The organism is Shinella sp. JR1-6 (assembly GCF_004284735.1).
In the GTDB taxonomy this organism is placed as follows: Bacteria; Pseudomonadota; Alphaproteobacteria; order Rhizobiales; family Rhizobiaceae; genus Shinella.
On record NZ_SHMI01000007.1, the window covers coordinates 74006 to 86966 of the forward strand.

At 65.5% G+C, this 12961-nt stretch carries 7 protein-coding genes and 1 pseudogene; 5 read left to right on the forward strand and 3 right to left on the reverse strand.

Annotated elements, in window-relative coordinates:
* Window positions 1–43: 43 nt before the first annotated feature.
* Window positions 44–1945 (reverse strand): ABC transporter substrate-binding protein, encoded by a 1902-nt coding sequence (locus EXZ48_RS14720; RefSeq protein WP_050744430.1) that lies wholly within the window; start codon window positions 1943–1945, stop codon window positions 44–46.
* Window positions 1942–3837, reverse strand: a complete 1896-nt coding sequence (locus EXZ48_RS14725) for an ABC transporter ATP-binding protein (protein ID WP_081870547.1) — start codon at window positions 3835–3837, stop codon at window positions 1942–1944. The genes EXZ48_RS14720 and EXZ48_RS14725 overlap by 4 nt, the downstream gene beginning before the upstream one ends.
* A 260-nt stretch (window positions 3838–4097) precedes the next feature.
* Between EXZ48_RS14725 and EXZ48_RS14730 the strand changes: the two genes are divergently transcribed.
* The 3 genes from EXZ48_RS14730 to EXZ48_RS14740 all read left to right on the forward strand — a co-directional run bounded on the left by EXZ48_RS14730 (window position 4098) and on the right by EXZ48_RS14740 (window position 7598).
* Window positions 4098–5060 carry a mannosyltransferase gene (locus EXZ48_RS14730; RefSeq protein WP_130516663.1) on the forward strand — a complete coding sequence of 321 codons (963 nt, stop codon included), beginning with the start codon at window positions 4098–4100 and terminating at the stop codon, window positions 5058–5060.
* A 184-nt stretch (window positions 5061–5244) separates the two neighbouring features.
* Complete coding sequence (locus EXZ48_RS14735) at window positions 5245–6588, forward strand: UDP-glucose/GDP-mannose dehydrogenase family protein (RefSeq protein ID WP_130516665.1); 1344 nt, start codon at window positions 5245–5247, stop codon at window positions 6586–6588.
* Window positions 6585–7598, forward strand: coding sequence for an NAD-dependent epimerase (locus EXZ48_RS14740; RefSeq protein ID WP_130516668.1), 1014 nt, complete (start codon window positions 6585–6587; stop codon window positions 7596–7598). The genes EXZ48_RS14735 and EXZ48_RS14740 overlap by 4 nt, the downstream gene beginning before the upstream one ends.
* A gap of 150 nt (window positions 7599–7748) precedes the next feature.
* Here EXZ48_RS14740 and EXZ48_RS14745 read toward each other — a convergent pair.
* Window positions 7749–10223: pseudogene (locus EXZ48_RS14745) on the reverse strand (glycoside hydrolase family 2 protein).
* 306 nt (window positions 10224–10529) lie between these two features.
* On the opposite strand from EXZ48_RS14745, the gene EXZ48_RS14750 reads away from it, so the two are divergent.
* Both EXZ48_RS14750 and EXZ48_RS14755 read left to right on the forward strand, forming a co-directional pair.
* Complete coding sequence (locus tag EXZ48_RS14750; RefSeq protein ID WP_245462091.1) at window positions 10530–11552, forward strand: LacI family transcriptional regulator; 1023 nt, start codon at window positions 10530–10532, stop codon at window positions 11550–11552.
* 145 nt (window positions 11553–11697) lie between these two features.
* Window positions 11698–12948, forward strand: coding sequence for a diguanylate cyclase (locus EXZ48_RS14755; protein ID WP_245462094.1), 1251 nt, complete (start codon window positions 11698–11700; stop codon window positions 12946–12948).
* Window positions 12949–12961 lie beyond the last annotated feature (13 nt).

Consider the following 12961-nt stretch of genomic DNA (forward strand, 5'->3'; position numbering starts at 1 on the left):
TGCCGGCTGGCTGACGACCACGTATGGAAGATCGCCTGTCCCATCACGCACCCTCCTCGTACCAGAACGTATCCGGCATGTAGACCCCGAGGAAGGCGGTGGGCTGGAAACCGCAGAGGGCCTTTTCCGGCATGTTGCGCAGCTGGCGCGCACGCACCACCGGTTGGGAAATGCCGTTGACCGTGCCGATGGTGAAGACCTGGTCGGCGTGATGGGCGAGCATTTCATGCCAGATCGCCGTGCGCTCCGCTTCCGTCGTCGTCATTTCCCAGGCGGCGAGCCTGTCGACGAGATACTGCACCTCGGGCATGTCGGGCGGCTCGCCCTTGGTCTTGACGGTCGCGTAATACATGCCCCAGACGGGCCACTGGTACTGGTCGTCGGAACTCGGCGCCAGTTCGGCGGGCGACATTTCCGGTGTGGGCACGCCATTGTCGAGCCCGTACCAGACGGACATCACCACCTCGCCGCCGATGGCGCGGCTGCGGAAGATGTCGCGCTGGGAAACCCGTACGAAAAGCCCGAGGCCGATCTCGCGGAAATAGTCGGTGACGAGTTCCAGCACATCCGTTTCCAGCGTGCTCTCGCCGGCGCTCTCGATGACGACCTGGGCGGGGCGGCCATCCGGAAGAAGCCGCGTGCCCTCGTCGTCGCGCTTGTCGAGCCCGGCCGCATCGAGCAGGCGGTTGGCCTCCGCCGGGTCATAGCCGGCATAGGCCTTTGCATAGTCCGGCTTGAAGAGGGTGCTTTCCGGCAGCACCGTGTTGGCACTTTCCTGGCCGAGGCCGTAGAAGACCGCCTTGTTGATCTCCGTACGGTTGATGGCGAGCGACATCGCCCTGCGCACGCGCACGTCGCGCAGCACCGTGCGCCAGCCTTCATCGCCGCAGTTGAGATTGGGGATCAGGGCGACACGCGAGCCCAGCGTGCGTTTCCACAGCATCACGTTGATCGGATACGTCGCCTCGGCGCTCTTCAGCAGCGTGTAGTCGGTGAAGTCGAGATTGCCGATCTGCAGGTCGCTTTCCCCGGTCGCCGTCTTGGCGGAGATGAGATCCGGCGAGGAGACGTTCAGCACCAGCCGGTCGACATAGGGCAGCTGCGTGCCGTTCTCGTCGACCCGGTGGAAGAACGGGTTGCGCTCGAAGATGAACTGTTCGGCGGGCGGGGCGGTGCGCGGCCGCCAGGCCTCCAGCGTCGGGAGATCCGGGTTTTCCGGCCGGGTCTGGCGCGACATCTTGATGTGCAGGCCGCGCCAGTCGTCGACGCGCTGCTTCTTGATATGCTTTTCCAGCGCCTCCGCTGTCTGGAACTTCTTGTGGAACTGCCGCATGTAGGCGGACGGCAGCGCCAGCACCAGCGGAATGGGCGAGGCGAGTTTCGGCAGGAAATCCGGGATCGGCTTTTCCCAAGTGTAGCGCACCGTCAGCGGATCGACCACGTCGAAGGCGGGCGGCTTGCCTTCGACGAGCAGGTCGGTGGGCGGACCACCCTTCAGGAGTTCGCGGTTGAGGATGACCTCTTCCCAGCAATAGCGGAAGTCCTCCACTGTGAAGGGGTCGCCGCTCGACCATCTGTGCCCTTCGCGCAGGCGGAAGGTGAAGATGCGCTCCTCTTCCACAGTGAAGCTCTCGAGGATGTCGGCGACGAGCTTCAGGTCGCGATCGTAGCCGACAAGGCGCGAATAGCTGTTGATCGGGACGAGGCGCACGTCGCGCTGGCCGCCGATCAGGATGCGCAACCGCCCGCCCTGCTTGCCGGGGACGCCGCCGAGCGCGGCGGTGTTGACGACGCGCGGCACCTTCGGCAGGCGCTCTGCAACCGGCGGCAGTTCGCCCGCGGCGATCTTGTCCTGGAAATAGGCGGCATCACTGTCCAAGCCGCGGGCGATGCCGGGAACGAAGGCGGCGGCCAGCAGGCCGAGTGTGGTGCGGCGCGTGATCACGAGCAAAGCTCCCGCATGTCGGCATTCCTGCGGGCAAGCACGAAATGGCCGCCACCGAGATCGGCCGGCGCCAGCCCCTCGCTGCCCTCCTCGTCGCGGAAGACCTGTGCCCAGCTCTCGCGCGAGACGGCGCTGGTCCGGCCGGCCGTCTCGAAGTTCAGCGGGCGCTCGAGATCGGGGAAGGGAACGGCATCGAGCAGCGCCCGCGTATAGGGATGCACCGGCGCGGTCATGATGATCTCGCGCGGCGCGATCTCGACGATGCGCCCGGCCCACATCACGGCGACCCGGTCGGCCATGTAATCGACCACGGCAAGGTTGTGCGAGATGAAGAGATAGGTGAGGCCGAGGTCCTTCTGGAGGTCCTTGAGCAGGTTGAGGATCTGTGCCTGCACGGAGACGTCGAGCGCGGAAACCGGTTCGTCGCAGATGATCATGCTCGGGCCGAGGGCAAGTGCCCGGGCGATGCCGATACGCTGGCGCTGACCGCCGGAAAAGGAGTGCGGATAGCGCTTCAGCGAGGCCTCGTCGAGGCCGATGGCGCGGATCAGGGCCTTCGACGCCATCCTGCGCTTGGCCGCATCGCCATAGTCGTGGATGTCGAGGGGTTCACGCAGGATGTCGCCGACCGTCATGCGCGGCGAGAGCGAGGATTGCGGGTCCTGGAACACCATCTGCAGGCGCGTGCGCAGCGATTGCAGCTCGGCGCCCTTGGCGTTCAGCACGTCGACCGGCCCCTTGCCGTCGTCGAACAGCACCGATCCGGCGTCCGGCTTGATCGCGCGCATCAGGATCTTGCTGACGGTGGTCTTGCCGCAGCCGCTTTCGCCGACGAGGCCGAGACATTCGCCGCGCCTGATGTCAAAGCTGACGCCATCGACGGCCGGCCGCGGCTTTTCCTTCTGCTGGCCCGGCATGGCCCAGTTGTCCTTGCGGGTCACGAAGGTCTTGCTGAGGTCGCGGACCGAGAGGATGACATCCGGCCCGGTGCGGGCCTGATATTTCTTCGACAGCAGGCTGTCCTGGTTGACCTCGATCTCGCGCAGCGGCTTCAGCCGGTCGCCGCGCTTCATGCCGAAATGCGGGATCGCCGCCATCAGGCCCTTGAGGTAGGGATGGGCAGGCCGATGGAAGATCGTCTCGACCGGCCCCGCCTCCATGATCTCGCCCTGGTAGATCACCACGACCTCGTCGGCGATGTTGGCAACGACGCCGAGATCGTGCGTGACGAGCAGCACCGCCATGTCCATCTGCTGCTGCAGGTCGCGCAGGAGTTTCAGGATCTGCGCCTGGATGGTCACGTCGAGCGCCGTGGTCGGCTCGTCGGCGATCAGCAGCGCCGGGCCGCAGACGAGCGCCATGGCGATCATCGCGCGCTGGCGCATGCCGCCGGACAACTCGAAGGAATACATGTCGTAGACCTTGCGCGGATTGTTGAAGCCGACGCGCGCCAGCATGTCCTCGCAGCGCTCGCGCATCTCCGCGACGGTAAGGCCGGTGTGGATGGCAAGGGACTCGCTGATCTGGTCGCCGATCGTGTGCAGCGGCGAAAACGAGGTCATCGGCTCCTGGAAGATCATGCCCATGCGCCCGCCGCGAATGGAGCGGATCTTCTTGCCGTCGCGGGGCAGGGGCAGGATGTCGATCGGGCCTTCGTCGGAGAGCGGGTCGTCGAAGAGGATCTTGCCGGTGACCCGCGCGGTCGGCGGCTGCAAGCCCATGGCGGTCTGGCTGATGACGGACTTGCCGGAGCCGGATTCTCCCACGAGGGCGGTCACCTTGCCGGGCAACACCCTGAGATTTGCGCCCCTGACGGCAGTGATCCTCGCGCCCATCAGGGAGAAGGAGACGTGCAGGTCTTCAATCCGCAGCAGGTCCCTCGGCCGGCGCATCGCATTCGAATTCATATGTGCTTTCCCGCCTGACGGATTTTATCCACGCGGCCTTTTCTTGATGTTCCCCGCCAAGACACTAGCGCGCACACTTTTTTCTGTCCACGCCTTACTCCAGGCAAGGTTGGGGGTTGTCGTTGCTCCGGCCGGGACCGAATATGAAGAAACGCCGCCGGCAGACGGGCACGCTCTTGCTTCCACCCCGCCGGCGGATGCAAAACCGCTTCGCACTTTTGCCGGAACTCCCCTAGGACAGCTTGATGTCAGCCAAGCAACGATTGAACGAACAACTGGAAAAAGCCGCCGAATACCGCGAGGACGGCGATTTCGGCGCCGCGTGGCAGGTGCTGGAGGCGGTTTCCGCCGATCCGGAGCGTGCCGCCCTCGGGCCGGAAACGGCGCTCGGCCTGCCGCGACGGCTGCATTCGGCCTTCCTCAAGCTCGCAAAAGCCGAGGACGATCCGCTGGAGCGGATCGGCTACCAGTACCATCTCGTGCCCGATCCGGACCTTCTGGCCACGTACGGAACCTTCTCCTCGGCCGAGCGGCGGGCGATCGCCGAGGCGAACCGCACCGCGATCCCGCCCGTCATCCATCAGGTCTGGATCGGGCAGGGGGCCGTGCCGCCCTCGGCCAAAGCCTGGGAAAAGCACGCCAAGGCCCATGGCTATGGCCATTTCCTCTGGCGGGAGAAGGACCTGGAAGAGGCCGGCATCCACGAGAACAAGGCGTTCCGCGCCATGCTGGAGCGGGGCGACTATCCCGGCGCCGTCGATATCGCGCGCTATCTCCTCGTCGAACAGGAGGGCGGCATCTACCTCGATTGCGACTGGTATCCCGCCCGCGCCGACATCAGCTTCCACGATCTCTTGCCGATGACCGGGCTTACCGCCATGGCGGAGGACATTCCCCGCAAGACCGGCCGCGGCAGCCTGCTGCTCGCCAATTCCTTCCTGGCCGCGCCCGCCCATCACCCGGTCCTCATCCGCCTCAATGCGGTGCTGCCCGATGTCGTCGCGGCCATGCCCGGGGCGCCGGCCTGGTGGTCCACCGGCCCGCTGATCTTCACCGTCATCGCCCGGGGCGGCGCGATCACGCTGGCCGACGCCGCGCTTGTGGCGGGCGACCTGCCGCGCGGCGCACCGTTCGGCGATGTCGAGGCGGCCTGCCGGGCGGCCGAGCATGACGATGGCGGGTTGTTGCTGGCCTGGAAATCGTGGTGACAGGCGCCCCCTGGCCCGCAGGGCGGAAGGCGCGGGGTGGCGAAGACCGCCGCCGCACACTAGATACCGCCCGCATTCCGCTTGAAGCGGGCGGCGTTCCGTGCTTTGCCCGGCGTTGTATTCTATCTGTGATCGTCGACGGCCAGGACAGCCGCGAAAAGGTCCCATCCGGAGAAGAAGCATCATGAAGATCGCGATGATCGGTTCGGGCTATGTGGGCCTGGTATCCGGCGCCTGTTTTGCCGATTTCGGCCACACCGTCGTATGCATCGACAAGGCCGAAGCGAAGATCGAGGCGTTGAACCGCGGCGAGATCCCGATCTTCGAACCGGGTCTCGAGGCGCTGGTGGCGGAGAACGTCAAGGCGGGCCGGCTCTCCTTCACCACCGAATTTTCCGGCCCTGTCAGCGAGGCCGACGTCGTCTTCATCGCCGTCGGAACGCCTTCACGGCGCGGCGATGGCCATGCAGACCTCTCCTATGTCTACGCCGCCGCCCGCGAGATCGCCCAGTCGGTCAAGGGTTTCACCGTCGTCGTCACGAAATCGACCGTGCCCGTCGGCACCGGCGACGAGGTCGAGCGCATCATGCGCGAAACCCGCCCCGAGGCCGACATCGCCGTCGTGTCGAACCCGGAGTTCCTGCGCGAGGGGGCTGCGATCAGCGATTTCAAGCGACCGGACCGCATCGTCGTCGGCATCGAGGACGAGCGGGCGCGCGAGGTGATGACGGAGGTCTACCGGCCGCTCTACCTCAACCAGTCGCCGCTGCTCTTCACCACCCGGCGCACCTCCGAGCTGATCAAATATGCGGCCAACGCCTTCCTCGCGATGAAGATCACCTTCATCAACGAGATTGCGGATCTCTGCGAAAAGGTCGGCGCGGACGTGCAGCAGATCTCGCGCGGCATCGGCCTCGACGGGCGCATCGGCGCCAAGTTCCTGCATGCCGGCCCCGGTTATGGCGGCTCGTGCTTCCCGAAGGACACGCTGGCGCTGGTCAAGACCGCGCAGGACAATGACAGCCCCGTGCGGCTGATCGAGACCACCATCGCCATCAACGACACGCGCAAGCGCGCCATGGCCCGCAAGGTCGTCACCGCACTTGGCGGCGAGGTGCGCGGCAAGAAGATCGCCGTGCTCGGCCTCACCTTCAAGCCGGAGACCGACGACATGCGCGACGCGCCGTCGATCTCCATCATCCAGGCCCTGCAGGACGGCGGCGCGAAAGTTTTCGCCTACGACCCCGAGGGCATGGAGGCCTCCCGGACCGTGCTCGACCACGTGACCTACGGCACCTCGCCCTACGACATTGCCGAGGGTGCGGAGGCGATGGTCATCGTCACGGAATGGAACCAGTTCCGCGCGCTCGATTTCCAGCGGCTGAAGGCGAGCATGGCCAAACCCGTGCTGGTGGACCTGCGCAATGTCTACAAGCCGGAGGAAGTGGCCCGCCACGGCTTTGCCTATTCGAGCATCGGCCGCGGCACCTCTCCGATGGTCGCACCGGTCTCCGAGGCGGCGGAATGACGCATTTCCTCGTCACCGGCACCGCGGGCTTCATCGGCTTCCACCTCGCGCGGCGCCTGCTCGCCGACGGCCACACGGTCACCGGCTTCGACGGCATGACACCCTATTACGACGTGCGGCTGAAGGCGCAGCGCCTCGCCCTGCTCGAACCTCATGACGGCTTCCGCCAGGTCACCGGCCGGCTGGAGGACCGCGCCGCGCTCGATGCCGCGGCCGCGCTGAAAGAGCCCGACGTCATCCTCCATCTCGCCGCCCAGGCCGGCGTGCGCTACAGCCTGGAAAATCCTGGCGCCTATGTGGAATCCAACCTCGTCGGCTCGTGGAACGTGCTGGAGCTGGCACGCGCGCTGCAACCGAAGCACCTGCTGCTCGCCTCCACCTCCTCGATCTACGGCGCCAACGAGAAGGTTCCCTTCGCCGAGGCCGACCGGGCCGACGAGCCGATGACGCTCTATGCCGCCTCGAAGAAATCCATGGAGCTGATGGCGCATTCCTACGCCCATCTCTATGGGGTGCCGACGACGGCCTTCCGCTTCTTCACCGTCTACGGCCCCTGGGGCCGGCCCGACATGGCGCCGATCAAGTTCTCCGACGCCATCCTCTCCGGCCGCCCGATCGACGTCTATGGCGAAGGCAGGATGAGCCGCGACTTCACCTATATCGACGACATCGTCGAGGCCATCGTGCGGCTCGTCGACGTCGTGCCGCGGGAAGACGGCCGTGTCACGGTGCCCGACATCATCGATACGCTCTCGGCCGGCGCGCCCTTCCGCACCGTCAACATCGGCGGCGGTCAGCCGGTCGGGCTGATGACCTTCATCGAGACGATCGAAAAAGCGCTCGGCCGCCCCGCCACGCGCAACTACATGCCCATGCAGCCCGGCGACGTGCCCCGCACCTTCGCCTCCACCGACCTGTTGACCCACCTCACCGGCTTTGTCCCACGCGTGTCGCTGGAAGACGGCATCGCCGCCTTCGCGGCATGGTATCGGGAGTGGCGGGCGCACTGACGCCGCGTCTGCCCACGGGGCAGGGGTGGCGCAAGGTGACTGGGGCCGCCAGACAGTGCCTCGGAGATCAGATCCGCATTTTTCGCCCTCAGATCACATAAGACGATTTATGGAACGCATGTGCCAACCATGCCTCCGGCCGGAAGCGTCTCACCCGGCAGCTGGTTCTGTCGCATGGCAGGATTGCAGGTCGTAGAGGCGGAAGACCGGGCGGGGGCCGGCGGGGAGCGGTTTGGCGGGAGTGAAGGCGATGCGACGTGTCTCGCCGGCCGCAAGGTCGAAGGCATTGTCGGAATAACGGCCGTCGGTGTCGGTCTCGATCATCACGAAGAGCGCCAGTCCGGTGGCAGTGACATCGAGGTGGATGGTCCCGTCCGGTCCATCTTCCTGCGTGAATGTCAGCCCGGCCGGCTCCAGGTCCAGCGCCTTGTAGGTGCCATGCACATAGTGCCCTTCGCCCTGCATGCCGTTCGATGCGGTGAAGCGCCAGACGATGAGGGCACCGGCCGGCAGATCCGCCGCCGTGACGGTCGCAGCGGTCACCGCGGCATCCGGCGTGCAGGCCGCCCGGACATCCAGGATCGGCCGGCGCTTCCCCTTCATGTCGAGGAGCGCGATCGAAAGGTCGACCGTCACATCGGCAAGCGTGTCGTTGACCAGCGAGAAGCGGATCGCTTCGCCGCCTTCCTCCGGGATTGCCGCGATCACGACCGGCTGGAAGAAGCGGCGGACGAGATAGTGCATCGCCTTCCAGCGGCCGCCATAGTCGAGGCTCGACCAGGAGGCGACCGGCCAGGTGTCGTTGAGCTGCCAGTAGAGCGTGCCCATGCAATGCGGCTTCAGCGAACGCCAGTATTCCACCGCCGTCTTGATGGCGAGACCCTGCTGGATCTGGCTGAGATAGACGAAGTTCGGGAAATCCTTCGGGAAGCGGAAGTAGCGGAACATGGTGGCGGCGATGCGTTCGTTGCCGCCGGCATTCTTCTGATGCAGTTCCATGACGGGCGAGGCGATGTTCATATCCCTCGCCTCGGCATAGGTCTTGATGACGGGCAGCGACGTATAGGACTGGAAGCCGAACTCCGAGCAGAAACGCGGCCGCACGCTGCGGTAATTGTCGAACGGCTTGTTCTCGTGCCAGACGGACCAGTAGTGCATGTCGCCAGAGCCATCGGCATGCCAGGCGTCGCCGAAATCGAGATAGCCGGAGGCCGGGCTCGACGGCCATCAGATCGCATCGGGCGCCGCCTTGCGCATCGCCTGCTCGATCGTGCGGTTCAGGCGATCATAGGACACGAGGTAACGGTCGCGGTCCTTCCGCGGCTCGTCGAACCAGGTGAGCGCGCCGACCAGCTCGTTGTCGCCGCACCAGAGCGCGAGCGACGGATGGGAGGAGAGGCGACGCACCTGGTAGTCCACCTCCCGTGCGACATTGTCGAGGAAGTCCTCGGTGGAGGGATAGAGATTGCAGGCGAACATGAAGTCCTGCCAGACGAGAAGACCCAGCCGGTCGCAAAGGTCGTAGAACCAGTCCGGCTCGTAAAAACCACCGCCCCAGACGCGGATCATGTTCATGTTGGCTGCCGCAGCGGATTGCAGGAGATCCGCGGTCCCGTCCGGGCTCGACAGTGAAAACAGCGCGTCGGCCGGGATCCAGTTGGCGCCGCGGCAGAAGATTTCGCGCCCGTTGACCTTCAGCGCGAAGCGGCTTCCGGCCGCGTCGGGCGTGGTGACGAGCTCCACCATGCGCAGACCGATCTGCCTGACGACGACATCACCGGGCAGCTCCACGCGAAGCGTGTAGAGCGCCTGCTCACCGCTTCCCGCCGGCCACCACAGCCGCGGCGCGGCGATCTCGAAGACATGGGTGACAACCGTTTCGCCGGCATTGACGCCGACATCGAGGCGGACACGCTCGTCATCAAGCGCGAAATGGAGGGCCACGATGTCTGGGTTCTTCGCAAAAACCGTCGCCGCCACCTGCAGATAGACCGAACCATCCGCATTGTGCGTCTGCCGCGTCGTCACGTGCTCGATGCGGGCCCTGTCGAGCCGGCAGAGCCGGATCGTGCCGTAGAGACCCAGCGGCGCGATCGCGATGTTCCAGTCCCAGCCGAAATGGCACTGCGGCTTGCGCAGCATGTTGCCGTTGGGGATGGGCGAATTGCCGGGATGGTAGGGAACGTAGAAGGGCTGCCGGGCCTGTCGGTCGGCACCCGCCGCGATGCTCGACTGGAAGACGATGCGGATGACATTCTCGCCCGCCTTCAGCTGGGCGCCGACATCGGGCCGGTAGCGGCGGAAGCAGTTGTCGGCGAGCAGCACCGGCGCGTCGTTGACGAAGACGGCTGCCACCGTGTCGAGATAGTCGATGTCGAGGTACCAGTCGCCATCCGGTTCCGGCAACAGGAAGCGGCGCTCGAGAACCCAGTCGCGGTGCGCCACCCATTGCACCGCCTCCTCGTTGCGGCCGACATAGGGATCAGGAATGAGGCCCGCGGCCGTCAGCGCCGTGTGCACATCGCCCGGCAGCGTGATCGGCGCCGTGATGTCGCCATCGGCCGAGGTGAGTGTCCACGGGCCGGAAAGATCGATCGCGGGATTGGCTTTCGGCAAGGATGTCATGGCTTTGTCCGGATCTGCCGCTCGATGGACGACCGGCGGCCTGCAGGGATCGGCAGCGACGATGACCACACGCGCAGGTGCATCGACATTCGCCAACTTAATCGATAATGTAAATTGCTACGCCACGTCGGAATATTTTTCAATATACCACCAATAGTATCTTCTACTGTTCTGATTCATAAAGATATTTTTCTGAGCGGGGACATTACCCAAGATACTTTATCGTTAAAGCCAATCATAGAAAATTTCGAGCGGATGCCCGGCGGAACTGATCGCATCAGGCGCCATAGGGAAATGGAGAGCGACATGCGGGATGGAAACCTGCCACCCACCCTGAAGACGATCGCCTTCATGACGGGCCTCAGCACCACATCGGTTTCACGCGCGCTCAGCGATGCGCCGGATATCGGGTCGGAAACCAAGGAACGCGTCCGGCTCGTCGCCAGCCAGATCGGCTATCAGCCGAACAGGGCGGGCCTGCGCCTCCGGACGGGCAGGACCAGCGTGCTGGCACTGGTCCTGAATGTCGACGACGAGATCATGGGCTTTACCAGCCAGATGATCTTCGGCATTTCGCAGGCGCTGAAGGACACGGGATACAATCTGATCGTCAGCCCGAGTTCCCATGACAGCGATCCCCTGCTGCCGGTCCGCAACATCCTGCAGAGCCGCTCGGCCGACGGCGTCATCATCATGCGCACTGCGCCGGACGACCGGCGCGTGCAGCTGCTGCTGGAGAAGGACTTTCCCTTCGTGACCCATGGCCGGACCGATTCCGGATGGACGCATCCCTTCCACGATTTCGACAATGAGAGCTTCGTCTATCAGGCCGTCGGGAAGCTGGCCGGCCGGGGCCGCAGGCGGCTGGCGATCATTCGCCCTCCCCGCGATCTCACCTACGCGGCCCATATCGCCGCCGGGCTCGAGCGCGGGCTGCGCGACTTCGGCATGACCGAGGTGCCGTTGCCGGTCTCGATCGATACCCCCCTTCTCGACGTCAGGGCCGCGATGGACCGCGCGATGCGGGCGCCGGAGCCGCCGGACGCCGTCCTCTGCGTCAGCGCCAGCCTCGCCGTTGCCGTCAGCGCTGGTGCCGAGATGGCCGGCAAGGAGATAGGCAAGGACCTCGACATCGTTTCCAAGCAGGTCTCGCCCGCCCTCAACTGGATGCGCCCGGAGATCCTGACGGCCGACGAGGACGTGCATCTGGCCGGCCGCGAGATGGCGAGAGCGCTGATGGCCCGGATCGCCGGCGCCGATGCCCGCAGCCTGCAAACCCTCAGCCACCCGGTCTGGAAAAATCCCGAAGCGGCCTCACACCTGCGTTGATAGGCACCGCGCCGGCGCAACGCCCGGTTCGCATGCCGGCAAGCCCGGCGGGGAAAACACCCGGCGCCAACCCTGGCAGTGTTGCAGGCAAGCGCCCGTCGTGCTGAAACCAGCAAACCGGTTTTGTCCAGCGGAGGAGTGTTTCGTGACGGTCAGGACATTCGGCAAATCGTCTGACGAGACGATCCAGCGGCAAAGGAAACGCCTTGCCGCACTGGAAAACCTCGATCTCCTCAACGGCCCGCGCGACGCGGGCTTCGACCGGTTCGTCCGGCTGATCCAGCAGATCTTCACCGTGGAGATCGGCCTCGTCTCCCTCATCGACGGGCATCGGCAATGGTACCAGGCCTGCTCCGGCCTTTCCGCAGACGAGGCCCCGCTCGAGGATACGTTCTGCCGCCATGTGCTTGTCGACGAGCAGCCGATGATCGTCCAGGACGCAACGCGGGATCCGCGTTTCGTCGCGCATCCCGCGGTCACCGGCCCCGAGCACATCCGCTTCTATGCCGGCGTGCCGCTGAAGACCAAGGCCGGCTCCACAGTCGGCACGGTCTGCGCGATCGACCGGAGGCCGCGCTCCTTCGGCCGGAAGGATCTCGACATCCTGCAGGAGCTGGCGGGGGCTGCGATGGACCGGATCGAACTGATGCAGACGGCCGCGACCGACAGCCTGACCGAGGCCCTCACCCGCCGCGCCTTCAAGCGCGAAGCGGAACAGCTGATCGCCGCGGCACTGCGCCACAAGCACGACCTGTCGTGCCTGGTGCTGGATGTCGATCACTTCAAGAACGTCAACGACACCCACGGCCATGCGGCGGGCGACGAGGCACTGAAGGCCGTGGCCGCCGCCTGCCGGTCCAGCCTGCGCGCCAGCGATCTTTTCGGGCGGCTCGGCGGCGAGGAGTTCGCCATCGTACTGCCCCATACCAGCGCGGAAGATGCGATGATCACCGCGGAAAAGCTGCGCGGCGAGATTGCCGCATGGCCGATTTCCGGCGCCTTCGGCACACTCGCCGTTACCGCCAGCTTCGGCTGCGCGGCTCTGTCCATCGTCGGGCGGGACATCGAAACGTTGCTGGCCCAGGCGGATGCCGCCATGTACCACGCCAAGCAGAACGGGCGAAACCGCTGCACCGCCTGGTCGTCCCTGCAGGCGGCCGGCGGTATCGGCGCACGGCGGCGCGTGCTGAAGGCCGGATCCATCATCTTCAACGACCGCCGCTCGACGATCGACTGCACCGTCAAGAGCCTCGGCGTGGACGGCGCGGGCATCACGGTCAGCAATTCCGCGGGCATACCGCCCGATTTCATGCTCTCCATCAAGGCGGAGGGCTTCGAAACGGCCTGTTCGGTCATTGCCCGCGACCGGCAGAACCTCGAAGTGGCCTTCTGCTAGCAAACGGCAAGCC